Raw genomic sequence first — 26,516 nt, 5'->3', positions numbered from 1 at the left:
CCGGACTGCGCGCCCCTTATAGTCCCCCGCTCCCGCAGCGCAAGTTACGCGAAAGCCGCAGCATTCCGTCATGACGATCCGTACCCGCAAGTTCCTCGGCGCCATCCTCCTCCTGGTGCTCGCCACTGTCTGGGCCCTGCTCGGCATGGCGCTGGCGCAGATGCCGTGGATTGCCGAATCCGGCTGGCGGCAGGCGATCTATTACGTGGTGGTCGGCATGGGCTGGGTGCTGCCGGCGATGCCGATCGTGAGCTGGATGCAGCGGCCCGACCGGGTCAAGTCTGGTTCGTAAGAGTGCCGGTCGGCTTCACCGGCGCAAAGGCAACGCCCGACGCCAGCACGCGCAGCATGCGCAACGAGCGCCCCCTTCCGTCCCAGGAAATCCGCGGCAGTGCGCGCAGGTTGGTGCGCCCCCCGGCATCCACGATGCCCGGGATCGTCGACACCGCGCTGGCAAAGCCGGCCTCCTCCGCCATCACGACGTGGCTGCGCCGGAACGAGGCGCGATCGCCGAACGGAAAGGCCAGATGCTCGATCTCGCGGTGGAACGCCGCTTCCGCCACCGCCTTGCCCATCGTCATCTCGCGCAGCGCGGCGGCGTCTTTCATGTTGGCGAGAACGGGATAGTTCACGGTCGCGCTGCCGATCGTGACGAGCGGATCGGCCGCCAATTTGGCCAGATCCTCCCAATTCATCGACGCCTCGCGCGAAAGCGCGGCAAGGTCGATCCGGTAGCGCGTGCAGAGGTCGGCGATCGCAGCCGACAAATCCGCCGGCGGCAGTGAGAGCAGCCAGCCCTCGACGAACGAAAACAGCGCCTGCTTCTCGGCATTGCCGGTGACGTTGAAGCGTTGCTCCCTCTCGCCCATCATCAGACTGATGCGGCTCTCGCGCGCAATCACCTGCTCCAGTCCGAGCCACCAGGCTTCCCCGACGCCGTCGGGAAACGCGGTGGGCACGTAGATCGTGAAGGGTACGGCGTGGCGGGCCAGCACCGGGTAGGCAAACGTGATGAGATCCTTGGCAGCACCGTCGAAGGTGAGCGCCACGAAGCGCCGCTTTTCCGGCAGCGTCACCGCACGCCGGCACACCTCGTCCATTCCGACAAAATCATATCTCCACCGCTTCAGCGCGCGGATGGCCCGGTCGAGGAAGCGCGGAGTGATCTCGTTCTCGCGCAGCGGCTGAAACCCGCCGCGACGTCGCGGCCGCACATCGGCAAAGCGCAGGATGGCGCCGGCACCACGACTGCGCAGCGCAGCCTGGCCGCTGAACCAGGTCAGCTCGAGCCGCAGCCGTTCCAGCCATCTGTCGTCGGATGCCAATGTCCCACCTGACGCGTTGGCGCCTGTTTCCTCCCCTATAGTCATTACCCTTTGTTGACATTTCTTTGCAAAGGTCGGCCACAGGCCGAATTACGCACATTTTTGATTTCTCGACAGGTTTCGCGAATGACCATGGCTGCGGCGATGCAAAGCCGGACGGCAGAAGCGCCAGCGCGGTCGAAAGCGAGCCGTATCGCGCATGTCGACATCGTTGCCGATCTCGGCGCCGCCGAGGCGGTCTGGCGCACTTTCGAAGAGCCCGGTCACCTCTTCACGCCTTATCAGCGCTTTGATCTGCTGAGTCCCTGGCATGGTCTGGTCGGTGGCTGCGAGGGCGCCCGGCCCTTCATCGTGATCGCCCGCGACGCCGAGCACAGGCCGCTCCTGCTGCTGCCGCTCTCGCTGCGCCAGACCCATGGCGTGCGCACGGCCTGCTTCATGGGCGGCAAACATACCACCTTCAACATGGGCCTGTGGAACGCCGAGTTCGCAGCGCAGGTGATTGCCGCCGATCTCGACGCGCTGCAGGCGCCGCTGCGCGAACATGTCGACGTGCTCGCACTGACGCAGCAGCCGCTGCGCTGGCACGATCAGCAGAACCCGTTTGCCGCTTTCCCGCGGCAGAGCGCGATCAACGGCTGTCCGCTGCTGGTGATGGAGCCCGGCGGTCCGCCCGCATCGCGCATCAGCAATTCCTTCCGCCGCCGCCTCAAGAGCAAGGAGAAGAAGCTCCAGACGCTCGCCGGCTATCGCTATCACCTTGCCACCACCGACGCGGACATCACCCGCCTGCTCGACTGGTTCTTCCGCGTCAAGCCGGTGCGGATGGCCGAGCAGAAGCTCCCCGACGTCTTCGCCGAACCGGGCGTCGAAGCGTTCATCCGCAGCGCCTGCCATGCGCCGCGCGGCGAAGGCCGCGTCATCGACATCCACGCGCTCGAATGCGACGACGAGGTGATCGCGATCTTCGCCGGCGTCGCCGACGGCCAGCGCTTCTCGATGATGTTCAACACCTACACGATGTCCGAGCACGCCCGCTTCAGCCCCGGGCTGATCCTGATGCGCTACATCATCGACCGCTACGCCGAGCGCGGCTACCGCTCGCTCGACCTCGGCATCGGCTCGGACGAGTACAAGCGGATGTTCTGCAAGGATGACGAAGCCATCTTCGACAGCTTCGTGCCCCTGACCTCGCGCGGCAGGCTCGCAGCGATGGCGATGTCCTCGCTGAGCCACGGCAAGCGGCTAGTGAAGCAGAACCAGATGCTGTTCGATCTGGCCCGACGGCTGCGCCAGGCGTTCGGGTAGGTATCCTGCGGTTGGGAGACGCGCTCCCGCGGCGCATCCTTCGAGACGCCCGCCTTCGGCGGGCCCTCAGGATGAGGACGGAATTCGCGGCAGCAGCTTCAACGGACTCCGATCCAGCAAAGCCTCATCCTGTGAGGAGACCGCGAAGCGGTCGTCTCGAAGGACGAGGCGCTCGCTCAGGCCCGCAGCGAAGGCAAGAACGTCACGCTGCCACCACGCGCGGTGCTTCCACCGCATCTGACGGCTGCACGGGCTTGCCCAGCATCGTCACCTCGCCGAAGCCGACGGCCCTCAGCTGCTCGCACATCAGCGCGCGGGCATCCGCGGCCATCGACGCGTCGGGCACCACGACGGCGCGGGCATTCGCCGTCAGCAATTCCGCCGGGAGGTCCGAAGCGCTGCCGGCGTCGAGCAGCACGTGATCGTAGGCGCGAAGCAGCGCGTCGATCGCGAGCGCCACCCGCGGCGACTGCAACAGGCTGCGGTCGAAGCCGGGACGGCCGGCCATGACCAGATGCAGCCGCGAGAGCTTGTCCCGGGTGATGATTTGCGCGAACGACGCCTCGCCTTGCATCAGCTCGGCAAGGCCGGGCGCCGAAGCATCGACGGATATCGCGGCCATTGTCGGCGAGGACGCGGCAAGATCGACCACGACGACCCGCGTATCGCGCGCCAGATGCCGGGCCAGCGTCAGCGTCGAAAGCGTGATGGCTTCGCCCGAGGCGGTGCCGAGCACCGTGACTTTCTTCGCCGCAGTCCCCGCGGTGCGCAGGCTGTCGGCGAGATGTTCGATCTCAGCGAATTCGTCGGCATCGGCATCAGAGGCCATCTCCGGCTGAAGCGGCGCGGACTCCGCCATGACCGGATCGACGATCGGCTCAGCGGACGCCGGCTGGACAACCGGTTCCTGACGAGCCGGCGCCCGCGTTTGCGCTGGAGCGAACACGGCTGCCGCACGGGGCGCAGTCTGGCGCAACAGCTCTCCGGTGATGACGACGCCGGACGAGAGCAGCAGCGTCGCGATCGTCGCGATCAGCGCGATCGGCAGCTTCTTCGGGTAGGCCGGCATGTTCGAGACGATGGCGCGCGAGATGATGCGGCCGTCCGTCGGCGCGGTGTCGATGGTCTCGCGGGTGTTGGCCTCGCGGTACTTGGCAAGATAAGTCTCCAGCAGGTCGCGCTGCGCCTTGGCCTCGCGCTCGAGCGCGCGGAGCTGCACGTCCTGGCCGTTGGTCGACGTCGCCTGCTTCTTCAACTGCTCGAGGCTCAACGTCAATTCCTGCACACGTCCGCTGGCAAAGCGTGCGTCGTTTTCCAGCGAACGGGCGATCTTGGCGGCTTCGTCGCGGATCTGGGTGTCGAGATCGGCGAGCTGCGCCTTCAATTCCTTGATGCGCGGATGATTGCCGAGCAGTGTCGACGATTGCTCGGCGAGTTGGGCCCGCAACGCCACCCGCTGCTGGGACGGCGTCCGCATCGATTCCGAGTTCAGCACTTCCGATGACTCGATCGGCTTGCCGCTCTGGAGCATCTCGCGGATCAGCCGCGCCTTGGATTCCGCATCCGCCTTCATCGAACGCGCGTTGTTGAGCTGGGTGTTGACCTCGCCCATCTGCTGATTCGACAGCGTCGTGTTGTTGGTGCCGACGAACAGGCTCGATTTGGAGCGGAAATCCTCCGCCTTCGCCTCGGCCTCGGAAACCTTCTTGCGCAAGCTGTCGATCTCGCCGGAGAGCCACTGGCTCGCGTTCCTGGCCTGATCCTGACGGACATTCTGCTGCAGCACCAGATAGCCGTCGGCGATCGAGTTGGCGACGCGCGCGGCAAGATCAGGATCGGCGGACTGGAATTCGACGACGATCACGCGCGACTTGTCGACGGCGTAGGCCTGGAGCCGGTCGTAATAGGCATCGAGCACCCGCTCTTCGGGCGTCATCGAGAACGGGTCTCGGCCGATGCCGATCAGGGCCGCCAGCGACTTCAGCGGAGAAACCCCCTGCAGCACCGGATCGAACTCGGGCCGCTCCGCAAGCTTGTTCTTCTTGATGATCTCACGTGCGAGATCGCGCGACAGCACGAGCTGCACCTGGCTTGTGACGGCCTCGGGATCGAGCGCCTGCCGCTCCTCGGTGCGGTCGCTGTTCGGGCGCAGGAACACGTTCTCGCGGCCGTCGATCAGGATGCGGGATTCGGACTTGTACCGCGGCGTGACGAGATTGACGGCCGCGAGGGACGCGACGAGCGCCAGCACCGTCGGCACGATGATCCAGCCGCGCTTGCGCGCCAGGGCCGCGCCGAGCGCGTGCAGGTCGATGTCGCCGGATTCGGACGGCGCCTGCCTCGGCGCGGCGGATACCGGCCTGGCTTCGATCCTGGGCTCGAGTTCGGCTTGCTTGAAGTCGGCCTGCTTGAATTCGGCTTGCCTGGCTTCGGCTTTGGCCTTCGAAACGGCCCGCTCGACAACCGCCTTGTCCTTGCCGGCACGCCAGAACGCTAAACGCATCGAACACTCCCGCAGGGCAACGCCACGAACCTACCTCAACCGGGGCGATTACACTCCATTAAGGTTGCCGCTGGGTTAATCGCGGCATCCTGCAGCTCGCGCGGGCGCGCTCGTCACCGTTTGTTAACCACGAGGGCCCTTAATCCGTCTCGATATTTCGTGAGCATTGTTCGAGCATTCGCCGAGCGCTGGTTTTGATCATGCCCCCCTCTCCCGACCAGCCGCTTCGCATCCTTCACGCCGTACGCGCTCCGGTTGGCGGTATCTTCCGCCACATCCTCGACGTCGCCAATGGCCAGGTCGATCGCGGCCACCATGTCGGCATCCTCGCCGACAGCCTCACCGGCGGCGATCGCGCCGACAAGGCCCTTGCCGAGCTCGCGCCGCGGCTGAAGCTCGGCGTGCACCGGATGGCGATGCGCCGCGAGCCGTCGCCCGACGATGCGCTGGTGTGGCTTCGCATGCGGCGCCTGATCGCCACACTCAGGCCCGACGTCATGCATGGCCACGGCGCCAAGGCCGGCGCCTTCATCCGCATGCGGCGGCGTTCCGACGACACCATCCGCATCTACACCCCCCATGGCGGCTCGCTGCATTATCCCCTCAACACCTTCAAGGGCGAGTTCTACGCGCGGCTCGAGCGCGCGCTGATGGGCGCGACCGACCTGTTCCTGTTCGAAAGCGCGTTTGCCCGCGACACCTATCAGCGCATCGTCGGCACGCCGAAGGGCGTGGTGCATTGCGTCTTCAACGGCGTGACACCGGAGGAATTCGAGCCGATCGTCATCGCCGACGATGCCACCGACCTCGCTTATGTCGGCGAGTTCAGGCACATCAAGGGCGCCGATCTGCTGGTCGATGCGGTGGCGCGCCTGCACGAGGGCGGCAGGAAGGTCACGCTGACGCTCGGCGGCGATGGCGAGGAGACCGCGGCACTGAAGGCGCAGGTCGAGAGGCTCGGCCTCGCCGGCTCCATCCGCTTCGTCGGCCACGTCAAGGCGCGCTACGGCTTCTCCAAGGGGCGACTGCTGGTCGTTCCCTCGCGCGGCGATTCCATGCCCTATGTCGTGATCGAGGCCGGCGCCGCCGGTATTCCCATGATCGCATCCAGGATCGGCGGCATTCCCGAGATCCTTGGCGCGGAGAGCCCCGCCCTGTTCGCACCGAGCAATCCCGAGGCCATGGCCGGGGCGATTGCTGCGGCTCTGGACGATCCGCAGGTAACCGCGCAGCGCGCGGTGTCCTTGCGCGAGCGCATCTCCGCGCATTTCTCCCAGCAGGCGATGGTCGACGGCGTGCTTGCGGGCTACCGCGACGCATTTGCCAATCATTAACCATTCTTAGGGCCTGCTTTAGAGAATCTTCCGATTTGTTCGATAATCGATGTGCCAGGGGATGCTGCCCGGGGCGCAAGGCCGTGCCCACGGGTTTTTGGAATGGACGTGGACACCCGTGGAACCGCTCAACGCACGCTCGATGCTCGACGCCGCGACCAGTGCCGCGGCGAAACCGGTTGACCAGCCCTTTGTCGAGCGCCGCCGCCGGCTGTCGCCCGCCGCGCTCGACGTCGTCAACCAGAAGGTCGCCCGCGCCTATTCGCCGATCGTGATCACCGGCATCGTGCGCCTCGCCGACTTCACGCTGCTGAGCCTCGTCGGCATCGCGGTCTATGTCGGCTATGTCATGCCGCTCGCCGGCGCCTTCAGCTGGGCCTATCCCGCGGAGATCGTCGCCGTCGCCGTCTCCGCCGTGGTCTGCTTCCAGGCAGCCGACATCTATCAGGTGCAGCTGTTCCGCGGTCAGCTCCGCCAGATGACGCGCATGATCTCCTCCTGGTCGTTCGTCTTCCTGCTGTTCATCGGCATCTCGTTCTTCGCCAAGTTCGGCAGCGAAATATCGCGGCTGTGGCTTGCCGCCTTCTACTTCCTCGGCCTCGTCGCGCTGATCTGCGAGCGCCTGGTGCTGCGCTCGCTGGTGCGCGCCTGGGCGCGCCAGGGCCGGCTCGACCGCCGCACCATCATCGTCGGCTCCGACCGCAACGGCGAACAATTGGTCGAGGCGCTGAACACGCAGGAGGATTCCGATATCCACGTGCTCGGCGTCTTCGACGACCGCAACGACAGCCGCGCGCTCGACACCTGCGCCGGCGCGCGCAAGCTCGGCAAGGTCGACGAGATCGTCGAGTTTGCCCGCCGCACCCGCGTCGATCTCGTGCTGTTCGCGCTGCCGATCTCGGCCGAGACGCGCATCCTGGAGATGCTCAAGAAGCTCTGGGTGCTGCCGGTGGACATCCGCCTTTCCGCGCACACCAACAAGCTGCGCTTCCGTCCCCGCTCCTATTCCTATCTCGGCGAGGTGCCGACGCTCGACGTGTTCGAGGCGCCGATCACCGACTGGGACCTGGTGATGAAATGGCTGTTCGACCGCGTCGTCGGCAGCCTGGCGCTGCTCGCGGCGCTACCGGTCATGGCCCTCGTGGCGATCGCGATCCGGCTCGACAGCCCCGGCCCCGTGCTGTTCCGCCAGAAGCGCTTCGGCTTCAACAATGAGCGCATCGACGTCTACAAGTTTCGTTCGATGTATCATCACCAGGCCGACCCGACTGCTTCGAAGGTCGTGACCAAGAACGATCCGCGCGTCACCCGCGTCGGCCGTTTCATTCGCAAGACCAGCCTCGATGAACTGCCGCAGCTCTTCAACGTGGTGTTCTCAGGCAATCTCTCTCTGGTCGGGCCGCGCCCGCACGCGGTGCAGGGCAAGCTCCAGAGCCGCCTGTTCGACGAAGCCGTCGACGGCTATTTCGCCCGCCACCGCGTCAAGCCCGGCATCACCGGCTGGGCCCAGATCAATGGCTGGCGCGGCGAGATCGACAACGAGGAGAAAATCCAGAAGCGCGTCGAGTTCGACCTCTATTACATCGAGAACTGGTCGGTGCTGTTCGATCTCGTCATTCTCCTGAAGACGCCGATCGCACTGCTGACCAAGAACGAGAACGCGTATTGAGTTGCGGTCGCGCCCCGGCCTGACCTGGCGATGACAGCGGTATTCTGGCGTACGAGTGGTGTGAGCGTGTGATGGCGTATGCGGCGACAGCCGGGGAGATGAATGCAGCGGTTCGCGCTGCGCCCGGCGTGCTGGCCCTGCAGCGCGCGATGGTGTGGCTGGTCGGCGCCTCCGGCGCGATCGTCTTCATCGAGCCGAGCCCCTACGAGATCGTGACGCTGCTCGCCACCGTCATCTTCTTCGCCACCGGCCTGCGCCTGCGGCTCGCGCTGATGCCGCTGGTGCTGATGCTGGTCCTGCTCAACGTCGGCTACACCATCAGCGCGATCCCGCTCTTCGAACAATCCGAGGTGGTGAGCTGGATTGCGACCTCCTGGTACATGGCGGTGACGGTCGTGTTCTTCGCCATGGTCACGTCGGAGGACACAGCGGCGCGGCTCGACATGCTCCGCCGCGGGCTCGTGGTCGGCGCGATGGTCGCCTCGCTGTCGGCGGTCGCCGGCTACTTCCACCTGGTTCCCGGTGGCGACGACCTTCTCACACTCTACGGACGCGCGCGCGGCACGTTCAAGGACCCGAACGTGCTCGGCGCCTTCCTGATCCTGCCGGCGCTGTTCGCGCTCCAGAGCGTGGTTTCGGACAAGCTCGGCAAGGCGTTCCGCAACGTCATCGCCTTCTGTATCATGTCGCTGGCGATCCTGCTCGCGTTCTCTCGCGCCGCCTGGGGCGGGCTGGTGCTGACATCCGCCTTCATGCTGGCGCTGATGGTGCTGACCAGCCGCACCAACGCGCAGCGCTCGCGCATCATCGTCATGGCGGTCCTGGCCGCGGTGCTGGGCCTCGCGCTGATCGCGGTTTTGATGTCGTTCGAGTCCACCGCCGAGATGTTCAAGCAGCGTGCGAGCTTCGACCAGAGCTATGACGAGGGCCGGTTCGGCCGGTTCGGCCGGCACATCCTGGGTGCGGAGATGGCGCTCGACCTGCCCTTCGGCATCGGCCCGCTGCAATTCCACCGCTTCTTTCCCGAGGACACCCACAACTCCTATCTCAACGCCTTCATGTCCGGCGGCTGGCTGTCCGGCGTCTGCTATCCCGCGCTGGTGTTCACCACGATGATCATGGGCTTCCGGCACATCTTCGTGCGAGTCCCATGGCAGCGCGCCTATCTGGCCGTGTTCTCCGCCTTCGTCGGCACCGTCGGCGAAAGTTTCGTGATCGACACCGACCACTGGCGGCATTTCTGGATGATGCTGGGCGCGATGTGGGGCATGATCGCGGCTGCGCAGATCTACAAGATCAGGGACATCACCGTTCCGATAGAATCGGAACGGTGATGTCTGGTTTCTTGTCTTGACGCGTTTTCTTGTCGCGAACCGGTATCCACTTCGCTCGAAAATGCTCTAGCGACGAAGCTTCTTCAGCTTGAGATCCGGACGCTTCTCGGGCGGGGTATCGATCAGGCCCTTGAGTGCCTCGGTCGCCGCGAGCACGCCCTTGTAACCCTCCGTCGCGAAGCGCAACAGCAGCCGCAGTTCCTCGTCGGAATAGACGTTGAACACCTTCTCCATGGCCTGCTGCATCGGCACGTAGAACTGGCCGATCTTCATGGCTGCTTCCGGCACGACGGCAATGAAGACCTTGCGCCGGTCGTTTTCATCCCGCTCGCGGCGCACGAGTCCTGCCTTCTCGAGCCGGTCAACCACGCCGGTGATGGCGCCGGTCGTGAGGCCCGTGACTTCGGCGAGCCGGCCGGCGGTGACGCGGCCTTCGAGATACAGGATGTCCATGCATTCGAGGTCGGAATTGGCAATTCCGGCAACGTTGGCAACGGTCTGGCCATAGAGCACGCCCTGCGCGGACGACCTGCGCATCGCCTCTTCCAGCTCCTGCAACAGCGCAGCGCGCGCCTTCGTCCTTGACAAGGCCGGCCTCATATCTTAGTTGATATATATCTTAGTCACTAAGAGATTTAGCGACCGTAATTTCTCCTAGCACCACGGAAACGTCGGGAGCAAGACAATGTCCAACCGTCCCCGCAAGGCCCTGATCATCGGCGCCGGCATCGCCGGACCCGTCACCGCGATCCTGCTGCGCCGCGCCGGCATCGAATCCGCGATCTACGAGGCCTGGCCCTACGCCAAAGGCATCGGCGGCGGCCTTCAGATCGCGCCGAACGGCATGCATGTCATGGACGAGATCGGGCTTTCGAACGAATTGATCAGCCGCGGCTCGATCGCGGAGTCCTTCGACTTCTATTCGCAGGGCGGAGAGAGGCTCGGCTCGATCAACCGCGACATGGCGCAGCGGTTCGGCCAGCCCGCGGTCAATGTCTGCCGCGCCACGCTCAACGAGATGCTGATCGACAAGGCCTGGTGCGCGTGCGTCTCGCTGTATTTCGAGAAGCGCCTGATCAAGATCGAGGACCGCGGCGACCAGCCGATCATCGCCTACTTCGCCGACGGCACCACCGCCGAAGCCGACTTCCTGATCGGTGCCGACGGCGTGCACTCGGTCACAAGGCGGCAGGTCGTGCCCGACGGCCCGCAACCGTTCGACACCGGACTGATCGGTTTCGGCGGCTTCGTGCCGCACGCCGTCCTCGACGGCAGGCCGGTCGGCCGGCACGTCGAGACCACGTTCGGGCAGAGCGGCTTCTTCGGCTACGGCTATTGCAGTCCCGATCCGAACGACGGCGTGATGTGGTGGAGCACGCAGCCCGCGCACGGCATGGACGCGGCGATGTTCCGCGCGCTCGACCCTGCGACGCTGAAGCAGCACCTGCGCGGCTTCCACCGTGGCTGGCATGATCCGATCCCCGGCATCATTGAGGCCGCCGAGAACATCGTGGTCACCGACACGCTCGATGTTGCGACCCTGCCGACCTGGTCGCGCAAGCGCTCGCTGCTGATCGGCGACGCCGCCCATGCGACCAGCCCCCATGCCGGCCAGGGCGCCTCGCTCGCGCTGGAGGATGCGATGCGCCTCGCCCGGCTGATGCAGGACCGCCAGGAACTCGGCGCCACCTTCCAGGCCTTCGAGGCCGAGCGACGGCCGCGCGCCGAAAAGATCGTCGCCATGGCCCGCCGCAACGGCAACAGCAAGCGCGAATTCAGCGCCACCGGCGCATGGATCCGCAATCAGATGATGAAATGGCTGCTGCCGCTGGGGTCGAAGAGCATGGAGTTCATGTACGCCTACGACGCGCGGGCGGTGTAGGGCCCTGCTGCAGGGTGGGCAAAGGCGCAAAGCACCGTGCCCATCCTGCAATCTGCAATCTGCTGTTAGCTCTCAACTCTGAACGTCAGCCCCGCATTGTCCTGCAGCCGCTTGATCAGCTTGTGCTGCATCGCTGCGCCCGGGGTCCAGAAGCCGGCCGGGACATCCGTCGCCTCGCGCAGCATGCAGATCGCGCATTCGGAGATCATCTTCGAGGTCGAGCCATAGCCGGGATCGCGGTCGCCGGTGACACCTGCACGGACCGTGCGACCGTCGGGCGCGATCGCGACATAGAGCAGGTCGAACAGGCCGTTCTCGCGCTCTTCCTTCGACGGCCCCTCGCCCGGCTTCGGTGCGTCGGGACCGGTCTTCCCGGCGTTTGCCGCCATCACGCGCTTGGCGTTGGCCTCGCCCTTCTCGCCGGGGCCGGTCAGGACCATCTCGTCGTAGACGAAGTCCTGGCCGTAAGGGAATCCCATCAGCATGTTGGAGCGGTGAACGTTGCGCGTGTTGATCAGCGCCATCATGAACGGCGCGGCCCAGGATTGCAGGTCCTCCTCGAAGGCCGCCCTGTTGCCCTTCGGCTGCTTCGGGCCGCTGAAGCCGGGCGTCAGTGCAAAGTGGTCGTTGAGAATGGCGACGAGGCTGAGATCCTTGGCCACCGCATCGAAGGTCGCCTTCGCGCTCGCGGCGGTGCCGCCCGAGAGCGTGCCCCGCATGTCGCGCACGCGCCCCTTCACGCGCGAGGCCGGTGCACCGAATACACGCTTGGCCTCTTCCTGGACGAAGAACGCGCCGAGCTCGAACGGCACGGAATCGTAGCCGCACGAAAACACGATGCGCGCGCCGCTCGCCTTGGCCTCCGCCTCGTATTTGTCGATCATCTGCCGCATCCACACCGGCTCGCCGCAGAGATCGAAATAATCGGTGCCCGTGGCCACGCAGGCCGCCAGCAGTTCCTCACCATAAAGCTGGTACGGGCCGACGGTGGTGATCACCGACATCGTCTGCTCCGCCATCGCCTTCAGTGAAGCCGCATCCGACGCATCCGCCACGATCAGCGGCGTGTTCCCGGGCGCACCGATCGCATCGCGGACCGCTTTCAGCTTCCCGAGGCTCCGGCCCGCCATCGCCCATTTGAGCGCGTGGTCGTTCTTGTACTGCTGAGTCAGATATTCGGCGACGAGCTGGCCGGTGAAACCGGTCGCGCCATAGACGACGATGTCGAATTTCGCAGAACTCATGGTCGGCCTTTACTTCTTCGCGTAACTCACGCCCATGCCGGCGCGGACGTCGCTTTGAATACCATAGGGCGGGATCGGATAGCGCAGGCCGTTCTTGGCCAGCGCCTTCATGCCCAGAACCGCCTTGGCGAGATGCTCGGGCTTCAAGGCCATCAGCATCTCCTCGTCCGGCACGCCGCCATAGCGCCGTTCGGCATAGCATGGCAAGGACAGGCTGGGCTCGCCCGTCTTGAGCGCCCGCCCCCAGGAATCCGCGCAAGCGGTCTCGCCGACCACGCCCCATTCGAACTTCTTGTAGCCGGTATATTGAAGCCCGTTGATCAGGATGATCATCTGCCCGGGCGTCGCATAGACAAGGCAGATGTCGGGCGGATCGAGCCGGCCGCTGGCGAGCGGGCTGACCGCGAGCGCCTGATACTGCCCGAACGGCACCACGTCCAGCGCCTCCTGGCGCTTGCGTGCGTCCTCCGCCGTGCCGTGCCAGACGCCGACATAATTTTCGCCGGCGAGCCATTTTTCGTCCTGCGGCGCAAGGCCGATCACCGCGCGGCACTGGCTACCAACGAGATCCTCGCCGGTGATGCCGACGGTCCAGCCGAGCCGCGAGGCCATGCTGACGATCTGGTCGGTGGTGTGGACCGCATTCGGCCGCCGGATCTTCGCAATCGCCTCCATGTCCGCGGCGCGCGCGAACAGCTTCATGCCGATCACCGTTGTCTTCAGCCGCAACAGGCTGTTGAGATCGGCGACGAGGCCGGCAAGATCGATCCTGTCTGCACTCTGCTCTTGCATGGCGTCCTCCCGGCCGGCGATTGCGCCGATCATCTTCGTCTTGTCGTCGTTTCTAGTCCTTCGCGGGGCCCGGAAGCAAATCGCCGGTCCGGCCCATCAGGCGGTAGGCAACGAGCCCGATCCATTCGCGCACGGCAACCTCGGTTCGGCCGAGCCCGTCCGCGGCGACATTGGTGAAGGAGAGGAGATCGTCACGCCCGCCCATCCGCCAATCCACCGGATAGGCCTCGACATCGAATCCGGCCTTGCGAAAGATCCCCATCGACCGCGGCATATGGAAGGCCGATGTGACCAGAAGCCAGCGCTCGCCCGGTTTCGGCGCCACCAATCGTTTCGTGAAGATCGCATTCTCGTAGGTGTTGCGCGAGTCCCGCTCGAGGATCAGGTGCTCCTTCGCGATGCCCAAATTTTCCAGGACAGGCGCGGAGTAGTCGGCTTCCCTGGCGCCTGTCGACACCAGGTTCGCGGTGCCTCCCGTGAAAACAATGCGAGCATTCGGATAACGGCGCGCGAGCTCGGCCGGCGCGAACAGACGATCGGCCGCATGCGACACGACCGGCGTGCGATGCGCCGCCGAAAGATCGGTGTCGACGGAGCCGCCGAGCACGATGATGCCATCGGGCGCACCGCGCGACGGATCCCACGGCGGAAAGCGCGCCTCCAGCGGATAGAGCAGGAGATTTCCGAGCGGCGAAAATGCGGCGAGCGCCAGCAGGATCAGCGTGGCCGCGGCGAGCTTGCGGCCGAATGCGGCAAAGCGCGTCGCCATCAGGACGACCGAGACGATCCCGAGCTCGATCATGAAGTTGGTCGGCAGCACCGCGGTGCCGAGGGTCTTGGAAAGGACAAAAAGCAGGGGCGCCTCGCTGGAATGATCGTGCCTGTTGCGCGGGCCTTGACCGGCACCTCGATCTTCAGAAAGCTTCTTGGAAGAGGATCGATTGCCTGGTCAAGCCCGGGCCTCGCAAGTCCTCATGGCAAGTTCAGATGAAACCGACCAGAGGCGGCCAATGACCCATCACCACCTGCGTTCGAGCCCCGAAACGTGCCACTGGGGCTTTTTCGAAGCCAGGCTCGAGCCCATCCTCACCATCGCGAGCGGCGACGAGGTGACGGTCGACACCATCAGCGGCGGTCCGGACATGCTGCCCGACCGCAGCAAGTTTCACATTCCCCCTGAAATTTTCGAGGTTCATGCCAGAAACGAGCGCATGCTGCCCGGCCACATCCTCACCGGCCCGATCGCGGTCGAGGGCGCCGAGCCTGGCGACGTGCTCGCGGTCGAGATCCTGGACGTCCAGCTCCGGCAGGATTGGGGCTGGAACATGATCAAGCCGCTGTCCGGCACCCTGCCCGACGATTTCCACGAGACGCGCATCCTCAACATCCCGCTCGACCGGACGCGGATGGTCGGCCGCATGTCGTGGGGCCTCGACCTGCCGCTCAAGCCGTTCTTCGGCGTGATGGGCGTTTCGCCGCCTCCCGCCTGGGGCCGCATCTCCTCTCTGGTCCCGCGCGCCATGGGCGGCAATCTCGACAACAAGGAGCTTGGCGCTGGCGCGACACTCTACTTGCCGGTGTTCGTTCCGGGAGCGCTGTTCTCCTGCGGCGACGGCCATGGCGTGCAGGGCGACGGCGAGGTTTGCGTCACCGCGATCGAGACCGCGCTTCAGGGCCGCTTCCGCCTGACGCTGCGCAAGGACCTGCGGTTCGATTATCCCCGCGCCGAGACGGCGACGCACTACATGACCATGGCGATGGACCCCGATCTCGACCAGTGCGTGGTGCGCGCGCTGCGCGACATGATCGCGCTGCTCGGCGAGACGCGAAATCTGTCGCGCGAGGACGCCTATACGCTGTGCAGCCTGGCGGCCGATCTGCGGGTGACCCAGACCGTCAACGGCTCCAAGGGCATCCATTGCATGATCGAAAAGGCGATCGTGCACGGCTGAGCCGGCACGCCTTCCCTGACCTGTCGAGCCACGACGCTGCCCGGCACTCCCGGCGGCGCGCGTTGCCGCGTCCAATTTCTCTTGCGATTCCAACGGGCTGAGCCATGACCTCAGCCGGCATTTGACTTCCACCCCCGAACCTAAATAGAGTCTTAATCGTTACTTTTATGTATCTGAGTATGAGGTTAGCGTTCGGACCATGGCCACCGAAAAAGCCGAGACTGACCGCATTCCCGTAACCTTGGCGCTCTCGACCATCACCTATCTGGAGAAGTTGGTGAGACAGGGCACCCACGGCACCAGCGTTCCCGGCGTCGCACGGACATTGATCGAGGAAGGCATCCGTCTCGCCATCAAGGACGGGCTTTTGTCGATTCGCGACAACGGCAGAACGTGAGCGCGCGCCGGACGTGAGGCGGACGGATCTCGAGAGGCGGATGGCCGACATCCTGCAACCTGGGACCGCTACAATGCCTGTTCTCTCAGCGACTTCTTCACCCACTTCTTCACCGACCTGGACCAACGAACGAATTGAACTTCTGAAGCAGCACTTCGAAGCCGGACTTTCGTGCCGCGAGATCGCCGCCGATATCGGCGTCAGCCGCAACGCGGTGATCGGCAAGCTGTCCAGGCTCAATCTGACGCGCAGCCGCGCGGTCGAAGACCGCAGGCTCGAGCGGAGCCTTGCGCCGGCGCGCGCGACGAGAGCGGTGCCGCGGCTGCAATATGAGATGCTCGCCACCATCTATGGCGAGACCGGCGCGCCGGTGGTCGCCGGGCCGATCGACGAAGCCAATCGCTGCTCGCTGCTGGAGCTTGCCGAGAACCGCTGCCGCTGGCCGATCTCGACGCCGGGTGCGGACGATTTCTGCTTCTGCGGCAATTCGGCGCCTGACGGCCGGTCCTATTGCGCGGGCCACAGCCGCCTCGCCTACCGGCCGAACTCGCGCGCCCGTGTCATGCGCGGCTAGATTCTGTTTGACGCGTTTTCTTTACGCGAACCGGTATCCACTTCGCTTGAAAACGCTTTGCTGAAACGAAAAACCTCCGGCAGGGCATTGCCGGAGGTTTCTGGAGGCTTAGCATCAAGCTAAGAGCCGCAACTTTCGAAATCGGCTGAAAGCTATATAGCTTAGTAACTCAGGTAAGTAAATAAGTCTGGGGCCGATCGAACCGCATGGCTCGTCTTCGTCGCCCGCACGGGCTGCCGGATTTTCCGAACGCCCCTCTTGTAAAAAAGCCCCGGCGGTGTCCCGCCGGGGCTCTCTGATCGATCTGCGAGATCGATGTTAGAAGTTGCGCTGGGCGCGCAGGAGCATGCTGACCGAGTTCTGGTCCTTCAGCTCGTACACGGCCGCCGGCTTCGCAGCGCTGGCAATACCCGGGCTTGCAATGGAGCCGGAGTACTTCTGGTCCAGATGCGACCAGCTCACGTCGGCAGTGAGCGCCAGGTTCTTGACCGGAGTCCACACGGTGTTGACACCGACGACCGCGAAGTTGAAGTCCGGATTGCAAGTAGCGCCCGCGACCGCGATAGCAGCGAAGTTGCCGCAGATCAGGCCCTTGCCGGCATCGCCGTACTTCAACTGGGCGTAACCGCCGTAGACGGCGCTCGCCCAGTTCGGGCTCCAGTTGTGGGTATAGCCACCACGCAAGCCCCAGGTCTTGACGGTATCGATGCCGGTACCGGTACCGAAGACGCCGTCGGAAACACCGGCGAAACCGGTGCTCTGATACGCGGTGCCGCTACCGCTGAACATGAAGAAGCTCTGCGGGAACAGGCTCTGGAAGTTGTAACGGGTTGCACCGTCGGTGTAGACGGCCTGGAAGTTGATGTTGTCGCCCGCGCCGGTCGGGATATTCTTGATCGACAAGGCGCCCTGCACAGCCCAACCCCACTTGTCGGAGGGATGACCGGTCGATTCCGTGGCGCCGTAGTAGGCGGCATGGAGGTCATGCGCGGCAACCGAGATCTGGGCCAGACCCCAGGCCTGGTCGACGCGGACCTGACCGATGATGTCGGGAGAACGCGTGCCACCCCAGGCATTGGCGCCGTAGACGCCCGTCACGAACTGAGCGGCCGTACCCGAGGACACGTTCCAGAGGTTCGACTGACCGTTCGTCGCCGTCGTCTCGTCCTGCAACGCGAGTGACGCGGTGATGCCCTGGCCGAAGTCGGCCGTGTAGGCAACCTGGTTCACACCGTTGGTATGGTTGCTGCCGCCCGGAATGGTGTCGGGACCGCCAGCCGGATAGCTCTGCCACGGGGCGTCGAAGATCGAGACCGTGCGGCCGAACGTGAAGCCGGCGAACTGGATGAACGCATGGTAGAGGCCGAGCGAGGCGGAACCGGTCGAGAACGTCGAGGGATTGCTGCCGGTGACCGTCTGGGAATCCCAGCTGAAGACCATGTCGGCGTAGGTTCGCACCACGCCATACTCGGTCGCCGTGCGGGTGTCGACGTTGAAGTCGAAACGAGCGCGGCCGGTATAGTAGTTGGTCAGACGGTTGTTCGAGCCCGCGTTCGCGCCTTGCTGGAAGCCATAGTCGCCTGCGCCGCCAAGGATCGCGTCAGCGCGCAGATAACCGCCGAGCTTGATGCAGGTGTCGGTGCCCGGCATGTAGTAGAATCCAGCTCCATACAGGGAGCAGATCTTGACGTACTCGACCGCCTTGGCCTTGACCGGAAGATCGGCCGCCTGGGCTGCACTCACGGCGATCAGACCCGCCGCAGTGCCGAGCAAAAGGCTCTTCACCACTCTCATTTAAAACCTCCAAGTTGCACATTTTGCGGAGACCGGACCGTGAGGCCCCCCAGATCCCCGTCTCTTCAAATCCGCTCGGCCGCTTCGCGCTTTCGGACGCACCTGCTTGAACGCGAGGAACGTGAGCGAACCACCTGCAACGGGACGATCGAGAACCCCCCACCGTCACGGAGCAATATGCCTGCGCCGTTCCCTTAATCAAAATAGTTTATTTAGTCAGCTTTGTGGTTTCGCTAAACCTGTGCCCCGCGCGCAACACCGCGGCTGAGCCAGTCTGCTGAGCTGATCATCTTTGTAATTTTAGTGACGAAATTACCCTGCCCTGCACTTGCGTCAGAGCAGGCTTGCGTGAACTATGGCCGCGCAAAACACCGGCCGCAGGTATTCAGATCACGGGAGTGACGCTGTGTCAGCCACGAGGAAAGAAGGGGCGCGCCTCCGCTCCGTCGGCAATCTGGATATCATCCGGCGCTTCACCTGGGAGATATCGTCGATCAACATGTATCTGGAGGAGCTGCGTCAGTTCTGGGCGAGGACGCTCGGCATCAGCGGCCCGCAATGGCTGATACTGATGGCGATCTCCGACCTCGACAAGGACGACGGCATTCCCGTCAACGTCGTCTCCAAGCTTCTCCACGTCGATCCCTCGTTCGTCACCACCCAGTCCAAGCTGCTCGAGAAGAAGGCCCTGTTGCGCCGTCGCCCCTCGCCGACCGACGCACGGGTGGTCCGGTTGTCGCTGACCGAGAAGACGCAGAAGCACCTGGCGAGCCTCAACGAGCAGTACAAGACGATCAAGGAATTCGTCTTCCAGGAATTCGACGAGCAGGAACTCACCGAATTCACCACCAAGCTCGCGACCTTGAAGACCCGTCTCGAAAAGGCCTGCGTCCGCCTGACCCTCGACTTCTGAGGCGGCGTCGCTAGAGCACGATCCGGAAAAGTGCGAAGCGATTTTCCGAAAAGATCGCACTCAAATAACAACCTAAAGCGCGACGACGATTCATCCCAATCTCATTGCGCTTTAGATGCGCCCGGCGGCGCCGAGCCGCGATTCGAGCCAGTCGAAGATGTATTCGTTGGCCAGGCTCGGATTGTCCGCATGGGACTGCGCCGCACCGGTTTCGGCCGCGGTGAACACCTTCAGCATCACATCCGAGCTGCCGAGCCGGGAGGTCTGGACGATCTGTCGCGCCCGGTCGGCCTTGAGCCAGCCGTCCTCACCCAGCGTGATCAGGACCGGACAGTCGGCGCTGGAGGCCATCAGCGGCGCATGCGGCACCGGCACGATGCTGACATCGCTCATGGCGAATCGGCTGGCGAAGAAGGCCCGTTCGTGCAGGTCCCAGAGACCGCCATCGCAGACGGCGGCGGCAAGCCGCGGCTCCTGCAGCACCGCGCGCGCCACGAAGGAAGAGCCCCAGCCGTCGGCCACGATCGCGACGCGCCTGAAATCGACGTCGCTGCGCTTCTCCAGATAGTCCATGACGCTGGGAATCGCGCTTTCCAGATCCCGGCGCCGCAACAGCGCGTCGAGATAATCATCGCGCTGGTCGCCGAAGAGGTCCAGTGCCAGCATCGAGAAGCCGCGCTCGCGCGCATGCGGCGCGAGCTTGAACAGGAATTCCTCCTTGCGGTGGCCCGGCTCGCCGATGCAGATCACGGTCGGGGCCTGCTCGCCTGCCGACGGCGCCGGCAGGAAGTAGCCCTGCAGCGAGTGTCCGTCGAGCCAGGGTATCGTGACGACGTCGCCGGCCGGGCCGCGCGCCGTGAGGTAGCGGCGGGCGCACTCCTGCATCGCGAGCACGGCAACCCAGCGGCGCTCGTCGGCCTGGTCGAGCGGCATCGCCGCTGCGCCGTAGTAATTCATCGCGCGCAGCCAGTTGCGTTGTGCGCTCGCCATGTGGCCTTCCGCGAACGCGGCCTCGGCGCGATGACGATTGGCCTGCGCCAGCTTTTTCCACTCGCGATGCCAGGATTGGTCTTCGCCGCGCTTCAGCTGCCGCGCGATCATCAGGCATTCGGCGATCGTGGCGCCGCCCTCCTGGGCCGCGGTGAGGAGCCGGGTGAACTCAGCGGAAATGTCCTCTCGCTCCGGGCAAAGGATCCAGTCGTCGGAGAGGCATGCGGGTATCATCGGGAGCTACGCTCTGGTCATCGCCTTACACCTGACTGACTAAACTATTTCGGTTCCCTGACCAAGCTGCCGTGCACCGAATGAGAGCCGTTTAAGATCACCATCGCTTGAACGCATCGACGCGCCGCATGCGTGACATTCCAATTCGTCATGATTGGAGAAAAGCCGGCAACAAAAGCTGGCAGGAGGTGGCACGCAAAATTACATGCGCGCCTCTTGCCATGACGATCATCATACCCATATTCGCGCGCGCTCGTTGACAGCGTCAGCCAAGCCGCCAGCCGACTTCCTGGGTAAAACTTTCATAGAAGGCGCGGTCATAGGCCTGCTCCGGCGTGGCGCGCACGCGCTCGTCGAGTCGGCGGGCGTCCTCGCCCACGAGAATGCGCCAGCGCTCCGCCTTGACGCCGTCGAGAATGATCTTCGCGGCCTGCGCCGCCGTCGTCGGCGCATCCTCGAGGAAGCTGCGCGCGCGCTCGGCGAACGCCGCCTGGATGTCCTCGTCCGACATCCTGTCGGCATCTGGCACGCCGGCCGCGACCATGCGCTTGCGGGTCAGCGCGACCTCGTCGGCGCTGAGCCGCTCCGAGCCGTCGGCGCTCTGCACCTTGCGCGAGTTGGAGACGATCGAGGTGCCGATGTGGCCGGGCATCACCACCGAGCATTTGACGTGCGGCGCGTGCAGGCGGAGATCGTTGATCAGCGCTTCGGAAAATCCCTTCACCGCGAACTTGGCCGAGCTGTAGGCGGTGTGCGCCTGGTTCATGCCGATCGAGGCCCAGAAGCCGTTGACGCTCGCAGTGTTGACGATGTGGGCTTCGTCGGCCGCGACCAGCATCGGCAGGAAGGTACGGACGCCGAGATAGACGCCGCCCCAGCAGATGTTGAAGGTGCGTTCCCACTGCTCGCGCGTGTTGGTGAACAGGCTGCCGCCGCCGCCGATGCCGGCGTTGTTGAACAGGAGATGGATCCGGTCCGTCTTCTGCTGCTCGGCGAGTTCGTCGCGGAAGCGCTTGAGATGATCCTCGATCGAAACATCGGCGACATGGGTCGTGACGCGCAGGCCCTGCGGCAGCTTCTCGACCTCGCACAGCCGCTTCGTCTCGGCCATCGCGGCTTCCGAGACGTCGCACATCGCGACGTTGCAGCCCTTGGCGACGAGCTGCCGCGCGAGCTCGCGCCCCATTCCCGTGCCGCCGCCGGTGATGACGGCGATCTTTCCTGCAAATTCCTTCATGGGACTTTCGGCCCCTCCCCTTGTCCGTCTGTTTCTTCGACGCCGCGCCGCATCGGGACGCACGCAAAATCTAGCAGCGCCGCATCCGCAGGTAAAAGCGGATCGGCGCTGCCGGCTTCGAGATCGATTATTTCGGCGGGCGGACTATTCCGCCGCTTCGACGCGTTGGGCGTTCAACGCGCCGAGACCCTCGAGCGCCTTGCGGATCGCCGCCTGCTGCGCAAGCGATGCCTCCGGCATCGGCGCGCGCGGATAGGTCCTGGGCAGGCCCTGCAGCGTCTGCGCGTAGCGCGTGCAGGCCGGCAGATTGTCGGCGATGGCGGCGTTCCACAGCGTCAGCAGCTTCTTGTGCAAATCCAGCGCGCGCGGATGGTCGCCCGCCTTCACCGCGTCCCACAGCGCGACCGAGGCATGCGGCGCCGCGGTCAAGATTGCCGCGATCGAACCATGGGCGCCCAATGTGTAGGACGGATACATCAGGGCATCGACCGCGCTGTAGATCAGCTTGTCCGGCGCCATCATCATGAGGTCGGCGAACAGCTTGAGATCGCCCGCACTCTGCTTGACGCCGACCACCAGCGGCACCTCGGTCATGATCCGCGTCAGCAGCGCCGGCGACAGATAGGACCACGGCACCACGTTGTAGATGATGATGGGCATGCCGGTCTCGTCGGCCATGGCGCGGAAGTGCGCGACCATCGCCTCGTCGTCGGGCTTGAACAGATAATGCACCGGCGTGACCTGGAGGGCCGCAACGTTCATGTCGCGCACGAGCTTGCCCCGGCGAATCGCATCGCGCGTGGAATCGACGATGATGCCGGCGATCACGGGAATGCGCCCCTTCACCGCCGCCACCGTCGCTTCCATCAGGTCGCGATATTCCTCGTGGTCGAGCGTGTGGCCTTCGCCGGTCGAACCACCGGCGGCGACGCCATGCGCGCCGGCGCCGATCATCCAGTCGACCTGGGGCGCCACGAGCCCAAAGTCGATCTCGCCGTCCTTGCGAAACGGCGTCGTCATCGGCGGAATCACGCCGGTCGGTCGTGCCTTCATGGTCTGCCCTCGCGTTTCCAAAGCCCTTGCTGCGGTCCTGCTCTCCCGGCGGGTATCCGCAGTCTGCGAGCCTATCGGCTGCGAGGGCCCTGTGAAGCGTCACCGGCGCGGCGCTGCCCCCACAATCGGTCATCCCTCGCCCGGTTCCCCGTAGTTGCCCGGCTTCGGTTTATGGGCAATTTTTTTACAATCCGAATCGTCAAATGGACTCCGGACGCTGGGTCGAGTCGGCCAGGCCAGCGTGTTGTTTCAGTCACAGGCTCTGGCACTCCGCTTGCATCCTCTTCGTGGTCAGAAACTACCGATGAGGTGACAGGAATGTTCGTGACCGTCGTTGCCGTGCTCTGCCGGCTTAGTGCAGCCAGCTCAGGCAGTTGCATCGAGGAAATCGTGACCGACAGCAACATGACGCCCGAGATATCGATGATGCAGTGTGCGATCGGCGCACAGGCCCCGCTGGCGAAATGGATGGGCGAGCATCCGATCTACCACGCCAACTGGCGCCTCGATCGCTACAAATGCGTGCCGGGTCATTACGAGATCAAGGGCCACGCCTGACCAATAAGGCCCCGCAAAACTACTGATATCAAGACTACGGATATCAAGACTGAGGATGAGGAAACGCCCCGGAGGCCGCATGGTCCTTCCGCGCGGGCACCGCCAGCGCCAGCCCCCATTGCGGCGGCGCGCTTTGTGACAACGATCACACCTTCCTCTTAAGCCACCGCCTGCAAAATCATCGCCCGCGCGCGCCGTCCTTCCGGCGTCGGCATCAGCGCGTAATTGTGCGGCTGGTCACGGAGCAGATGCAGCTCGACCGGCACGCCCGCCGCCCGCGCGCGCTCCGCAAGATCGACGCTGTCAGGGTAGAGCAGATCGCGCGTGCCCGAGAAGATCGTCATCGGCGCAAGCGCGCGGAAGGCGCCGTTCAGCGGGCTGACGAAGGGATGGCCGACATCGAGCTCACCGGCATAGAGCCGCCCCGCCTCGACGATGCCCGGAATGTCCTGGATCGGATCCCGGGCCGCGATCGCCACCTGCTCCGGGCGGCTGACCGAGGCATCGGCCGCGGGCGAGATCAGCACCAGCCGGTTCGGCTGCCGGTGCCCGCGATCACGCAACCACTGGCACGCAGCGAGCGCGAGGTTGGCTCCGGCCGAATTGCCGACCACCGTGACCTTTGCGGACCCGGCATCCTCGAGCAGCATGCGCAGCAGCTCGGCCGTCTTCGGGACGATATCCTTCGCCGTGGCGCGCGGCGCCAATGGATAGATCGGGACGACGCAGACAACGCCCGCGTTGCGCGTCATCTGCCCGACGAAGCGCCAATGCGCGGGCACGATCTCGTTGATGAAGCCGCCGCCATGCAGGAACATGACGTGGTTGCACCCCTCATGTCCCGACGACGGCGCCGTGTAATAGACCGGCCATCCGCCCATCTTGGTCAGCGTCGCCTCGACGCCGCGCCCCAGCCCCGTCGGCTCGAACGAGGCCGGCTGCAACGCGAGCTTCTGCACATGCGCCTGCACCGCCTCGGCGGACGCCAGCTGTTGCTTATACGGAAGCTGCCGCAATAGCAGATTGAGGGCGCGGCTTTGCAGGCTCGGTGCGGAATCGCGCTGGGATGGCGTATTGAACACGCAACCGCCCGGACAAAAATGCAAGACAGACACGATCCTGGCAACGCTCATGGCCACATCCCCATCGGCTCTTTCGACGCGGCGTCAAAGAGGCTTGCCGACCCGCCGCCACTTGCGGGTATAATGCGAGCATTCACTCGCTTTTCCTACTCGCATTCAGATCACAAGGCCGTGGCCCGCAAACCGCCGACAAAAGCCCGGAAAAATGCCTCGCAGCAGCGATCCCGCGCCACCGTCGACGCATTGGTAGAGGCCACCGCTCGCATTCTGGTCCGCGAAGGTTTCGAGAAAGCGAGCACCAACCGCATCGCCGAAATCGCCGGCGTCAGCGTCGGCTCGCTCTACCAGTATTTTCCAAGCAAGGAGGCGCTGGTCGCCGCCGTGATCAATCGTCACAACGAGGAGATCATGGGCATCGTCCGTTCAGCGCTGACCGAAGTCACCGACATGCCGATCGACAAAGCCGTGCGCCGCCTCGTCACCGTCGCGATCGAGGCGCACCGCATCAACCCCGAACTGCATCGCGTCCTCGCCGAGCAGATCCCGCGCGCCGGAAAGCTCGACGTCGAAGCCTTCAACCGCGAGATCCACGCCCTCGTCCGGGCCTATTTCGACATCCACCGCAAGGAAATGCGCAAGATCGACCTCGACGTCGCAACCTTCATCTGCGTCAGCGCAATCGAAGCGGTCGCGCACAACACGGTGCTGAACCAGGCCGCGATGCGATCGGACAAGACGGTGCGGACGCTGGTGGATGAGACGACGCGGATGGTGGTGGGGTTTTTGAGGTAGTGGGACGTCGCGGAACGCGTGCTTCCAGGGAAGACGACATCACTTCGGCTCGCGAAAATGTCGTCCGATTGCGATTGCCCTCTCCCGCGCCCAAAGCCCCGATCTACAGACTGGCACGATGACATCATGCCCCTGTTTTGCCCGACGCGTCAAACTGTTTCGGAAAAACGTCATCTCGCCGATGGCTTCGCTACTGTGCATGGGGTTGTTTTCGGCATTTTAGTTTGCCGACCACCGAAGCAGCCATCTGCTGCTGATCGTCGCGCATGCGTCACAGGCGGGAGCCGGCTCCACGCCGAAGGTCAGTCCACCCGACAGATGATTTGAGAAAAATGGTCGGAGCGAGAGGATTTGAACCTCCGACCCCTAGTCTCCCAGTGGGATACTCACATAGCATCATTCGGTAGCTCCTTCAGTGACTTAGCCGACGTTGCGGCCGGATTTTCGGGACTTCTTTCGGGACTTTTGCATCGCATCCACGCCAGCTGCGACTTCGTCGTCCACGACGTGCGCATACTTGGTGGTAGTCTTGATGTCGGCGTGGTTGAGCGCCCGCTGCACCAGCTTCAGGTTTTTGGTTTCCCGCAGAAGCTTGGTCGCGAAGTCGTGTCGGAAGTCGTGAAATCTGAAGCCGGAGATGCCGGCAGCGGCTCTCGTCCGCTTCCACACGGTCTTCAGTCCGTTGTAAGTGATGGGGTACCGCTGTCCCCTTATTAAATTCGCGCCCTTTCTCGTGCGCCGGGCCACGTAAGTGAAGACTGCCTCGGGATGGTGCCCGCGCAAGGGCCAGAGGATCTGGCGGACTGCATCGGTAATGGGCACAGAGACGCGTTTGTCGCCCTTACCTTGCTTCTCGATCTTGCGGGCATCCCAGTTCACCTCTGACCAGCGCAGGAGACATTCGTTTAGGCGAAGGCCGGACGCGCTGGCCAGTTCGAAAATGGCCCGGTAGTCGTCGCGGGTGACAACCTCCAGCCTGTCGGCCTCGTCTCCGCGAAGCTCGCGGACGATCTCCTGCGGCTCCTTGAGCCAGTGCTGCTTCCAGTTCGGTTCATGATCGAAGCGGATGCCCCAGGCCTTGGCCCTGGTGAATAGTTTCTTGAGCACCTCGGTGGTGCTGCGGTTGACGGTCGCCGGGGCGATCATCGGAGCCGGCTTTTTCTTGCCCTTGCCATGACGAGTGACGCGATGCCCCCTTCGCCACGCGACCAGCTTCGCGACGTCGTCGTCGCCGATCTCGGTCAGCCGCTTTGTTGCTCCGAAATAATCGATCAACCGTTCAATATCTCGCCAAGTGGTGTCGGCGCCTGCATGATGCTGACCGATCTCGTTCCAATATCTGCCGGCAACATCGTCCAGCTTGGTCGACGCCAAAGACGCTGCGGTCTTTACGTGTTGCTTCGCCCTGTCGCGTTCGGCCCGCTCGAAGGTTTCGGCCTCGCGCCTGTTCGTGCATCCCGTAGAGCCGTGAAAGCGACTACCCTTGTACTGGAAGTCGAAGTGATAGAACGGGCTGTTCTTGTGCCGGTAGACTGGCATGGCACCTCTC

Annotated in this window: 24 protein-coding genes; 12 read left to right on the top strand and 12 right to left on the bottom strand. The window is 64.4% G+C overall.

Annotated elements, in window-relative coordinates; translation table 11 throughout:
* The first annotated feature begins 70 nt into the window (after positions 1-70).
* On the top strand, positions 71-292 hold the full coding sequence (locus JQ572_RS27545) for a DUF2842 domain-containing protein (protein WP_211385977.1): 222 nt from the start codon (positions 71-73) through the stop codon (positions 290-292).
* Here the strand turns inward: JQ572_RS27545 and JQ572_RS27540 are convergent.
* Positions 276-1,325, bottom strand: coding sequence for a polysaccharide deacetylase family protein (locus tag JQ572_RS27540; RefSeq protein ID WP_211385976.1), 1,050 nt, complete (start codon positions 1,323-1,325; stop codon positions 276-278). The two genes, JQ572_RS27545 and JQ572_RS27540, sit on opposite strands and share 17 nt — an antisense overlap.
* A gap of 126 nt (positions 1,326-1,451) precedes the next feature.
* On the opposite strand from JQ572_RS27540, the gene JQ572_RS27535 reads away from it, so the two are divergent.
* Entirely contained in the window at positions 1,452-2,633 is a 1,182-nt protein-coding gene (locus JQ572_RS27535) for a GNAT family N-acetyltransferase (RefSeq protein ID WP_211385975.1), read from the top strand.
* A 202-nt stretch (positions 2,634-2,835) separates the two neighbouring features.
* Here the strand turns inward: JQ572_RS27535 and JQ572_RS27530 are convergent, their stop codons facing one another.
* Positions 2,836-5,136 carry a GumC family protein gene (locus JQ572_RS27530; protein ID WP_211385974.1) on the bottom strand — a complete coding sequence of 767 codons (2,301 nt, stop codon included), beginning with the start codon at positions 5,134-5,136 and terminating at the stop codon, positions 2,836-2,838.
* A 200-nt stretch (positions 5,137-5,336) separates the two neighbouring features.
* Between JQ572_RS27530 and JQ572_RS27525 the strand changes: the two genes are divergently transcribed.
* The 3 genes from JQ572_RS27525 (at position 5,337) to JQ572_RS27515 (ending at position 9,473) form a co-directional block, all read left to right on the top strand.
* Positions 5,337-6,470 (top strand): glycosyltransferase family 4 protein, encoded by a 1,134-nt coding sequence (locus tag JQ572_RS27525; protein ID WP_211385973.1) that lies wholly within the window; start codon positions 5,337-5,339, stop codon positions 6,468-6,470.
* A gap of 118 nt (positions 6,471-6,588) precedes the next feature.
* On the top strand, positions 6,589-8,139 hold the full coding sequence (locus JQ572_RS27520; protein WP_211385972.1) for an undecaprenyl-phosphate glucose phosphotransferase: 1,551 nt from the start codon (positions 6,589-6,591) through the stop codon (positions 8,137-8,139).
* A gap of 71 nt (positions 8,140-8,210) precedes the next feature.
* A complete protein-coding gene (locus JQ572_RS27515) occupies positions 8,211-9,473 on the top strand; it encodes an O-antigen ligase family protein (RefSeq protein WP_211385971.1) in 1,263 nt (420 codons plus the stop codon).
* A gap of 66 nt (positions 9,474-9,539) precedes the next feature.
* On the opposite strand, the gene JQ572_RS27510 is transcribed toward JQ572_RS27515, so the two are convergent.
* Positions 9,540-10,010, bottom strand: coding sequence for a MarR family winged helix-turn-helix transcriptional regulator (locus JQ572_RS27510; RefSeq protein ID WP_211386081.1), 471 nt, complete (start codon positions 10,008-10,010; stop codon positions 9,540-9,542).
* A 148-nt stretch (positions 10,011-10,158) separates the two neighbouring features.
* On the opposite strand from JQ572_RS27510, the gene JQ572_RS27505 reads away from it, so the two are divergent.
* On the top strand, positions 10,159-11,355 hold the full coding sequence (locus JQ572_RS27505) for an FAD-dependent monooxygenase (protein WP_211385970.1): 1,197 nt from the start codon (positions 10,159-10,161) through the stop codon (positions 11,353-11,355).
* 65 nt (positions 11,356-11,420) lie between these two features.
* On the opposite strand, the gene JQ572_RS27500 is transcribed toward JQ572_RS27505, so the two are convergent.
* The 3 genes from JQ572_RS27500 to JQ572_RS27490 are packed head-to-tail and all read right to left on the bottom strand — an operon-like array spanning position 11,421 to position 14,193.
* Positions 11,421-12,599: a saccharopine dehydrogenase family protein gene (locus JQ572_RS27500; RefSeq protein WP_211385969.1), complete on the bottom strand. Its 1,179-nt coding sequence runs from the start codon at positions 12,597-12,599 to the stop codon at positions 11,421-11,423.
* A gap of 9 nt (positions 12,600-12,608) precedes the next feature.
* Positions 12,609-13,391 carry a DUF169 domain-containing protein gene (locus tag JQ572_RS27495; RefSeq protein WP_211385968.1) on the bottom strand — a complete coding sequence of 261 codons (783 nt, stop codon included), beginning with the start codon at positions 13,389-13,391 and terminating at the stop codon, positions 12,609-12,611.
* Positions 13,392-13,443: 52 nt separating this feature from the next.
* A complete protein-coding gene (locus JQ572_RS27490; RefSeq protein ID WP_211385967.1) occupies positions 13,444-14,193 on the bottom strand; it encodes a YdcF family protein in 750 nt (249 codons plus the stop codon).
* 208 nt (positions 14,194-14,401) lie between these two features.
* Between JQ572_RS27490 and JQ572_RS27485 the strand changes: the two genes are divergently transcribed.
* The 3 genes from JQ572_RS27485 to JQ572_RS27475 all read left to right on the top strand — a co-directional run bounded on the left by JQ572_RS27485 (position 14,402) and on the right by JQ572_RS27475 (position 16,314).
* Positions 14,402-15,343, top strand: a complete 942-nt coding sequence (locus JQ572_RS27485) for an acetamidase/formamidase family protein (protein WP_211385966.1) — start codon at positions 14,402-14,404, stop codon at positions 15,341-15,343.
* Between the two features lie 199 nt (positions 15,344-15,542).
* Positions 15,543-15,740, top strand: a complete 198-nt coding sequence (locus tag JQ572_RS27480) for a hypothetical protein (protein ID WP_007603456.1) — start codon at positions 15,543-15,545, stop codon at positions 15,738-15,740.
* 73 nt (positions 15,741-15,813) lie between these two features.
* Positions 15,814-16,314, top strand: a complete 501-nt coding sequence (locus JQ572_RS27475; RefSeq protein ID WP_211385965.1) for a GcrA family cell cycle regulator — start codon at positions 15,814-15,816, stop codon at positions 16,312-16,314.
* 318 nt (positions 16,315-16,632) lie between these two features.
* On the opposite strand, the gene JQ572_RS27470 is transcribed toward JQ572_RS27475, so the two are convergent.
* The gene (locus JQ572_RS27470; protein ID WP_211385964.1) at positions 16,633-18,108 is read right to left on the bottom strand and encodes a porin; all 1,476 of its coding nucleotides are present in this window, start codon (positions 18,106-18,108) and stop codon (positions 16,633-16,635) included.
* 406 nt (positions 18,109-18,514) lie between these two features.
* Between JQ572_RS27470 and JQ572_RS27465 the strand changes: the two genes are divergently transcribed.
* A complete protein-coding gene (locus JQ572_RS27465) occupies positions 18,515-19,021 on the top strand; it encodes a MarR family winged helix-turn-helix transcriptional regulator (protein ID WP_211385963.1) in 507 nt (168 codons plus the stop codon).
* A gap of 111 nt (positions 19,022-19,132) precedes the next feature.
* On the opposite strand, the gene JQ572_RS27460 is transcribed toward JQ572_RS27465, so the two are convergent.
* From JQ572_RS27460 to JQ572_RS27450, 3 genes are all read right to left on the bottom strand, one after another.
* Positions 19,133-20,245: an alpha/beta hydrolase family protein gene (locus JQ572_RS27460; RefSeq protein WP_211385962.1), complete on the bottom strand. Its 1,113-nt coding sequence runs from the start codon at positions 20,243-20,245 to the stop codon at positions 19,133-19,135.
* Positions 20,246-20,510: 265 nt separating this feature from the next.
* Positions 20,511-21,482: an SDR family NAD(P)-dependent oxidoreductase gene (locus JQ572_RS27455; RefSeq protein WP_211385961.1), complete on the bottom strand. Its 972-nt coding sequence runs from the start codon at positions 21,480-21,482 to the stop codon at positions 20,511-20,513.
* A 144-nt stretch (positions 21,483-21,626) separates the two neighbouring features.
* A complete protein-coding gene (locus JQ572_RS27450) occupies positions 21,627-22,535 on the bottom strand; it encodes a dihydrodipicolinate synthase family protein (RefSeq protein WP_211385960.1) in 909 nt (302 codons plus the stop codon).
* A gap of 318 nt (positions 22,536-22,853) precedes the next feature.
* Between JQ572_RS27450 and JQ572_RS27445 the strand changes: the two genes are divergently transcribed.
* The gene (locus JQ572_RS27445; protein ID WP_094891819.1) at positions 22,854-23,093 is read left to right on the top strand and encodes a hypothetical protein; all 240 of its coding nucleotides are present in this window, start codon (positions 22,854-22,856) and stop codon (positions 23,091-23,093) included.
* Positions 23,094-23,251: 158 nt separating this feature from the next.
* Here the strand turns inward: JQ572_RS27445 and JQ572_RS27440 are convergent, their stop codons facing one another.
* Positions 23,252-24,226 (bottom strand): alpha/beta hydrolase, encoded by a 975-nt coding sequence (locus JQ572_RS27440; protein WP_211385959.1) that lies wholly within the window; start codon positions 24,224-24,226, stop codon positions 23,252-23,254.
* Between the two features lie 120 nt (positions 24,227-24,346).
* Between JQ572_RS27440 and JQ572_RS27435 the strand changes: the two genes are divergently transcribed.
* On the top strand, positions 24,347-24,967 hold the full coding sequence (locus JQ572_RS27435; protein ID WP_349643114.1) for a TetR/AcrR family transcriptional regulator: 621 nt from the start codon (positions 24,347-24,349) through the stop codon (positions 24,965-24,967).
* 420 nt (positions 24,968-25,387) lie between these two features.
* Here JQ572_RS27435 and JQ572_RS27430 read toward each other — a convergent pair whose 3' ends face one another.
* Positions 25,388-26,506: a tyrosine-type recombinase/integrase gene (locus JQ572_RS27430; RefSeq protein ID WP_211385957.1), complete on the bottom strand. Its 1,119-nt coding sequence runs from the start codon at positions 26,504-26,506 to the stop codon at positions 25,388-25,390.
* Positions 26,507-26,516: the final 10 nt, after the last annotated feature.

The organism is Bradyrhizobium sp. SZCCT0153 (genome assembly GCF_018129995.1).
GTDB classification, from domain to species: Bacteria; Pseudomonadota; Alphaproteobacteria; order Rhizobiales; family Xanthobacteraceae; genus Bradyrhizobium; species Bradyrhizobium japonicum_G.
The sequence above is the reverse complement of the archived record's forward strand: the minus strand, read 5'-3'. Positions and strand labels throughout refer to the sequence as shown.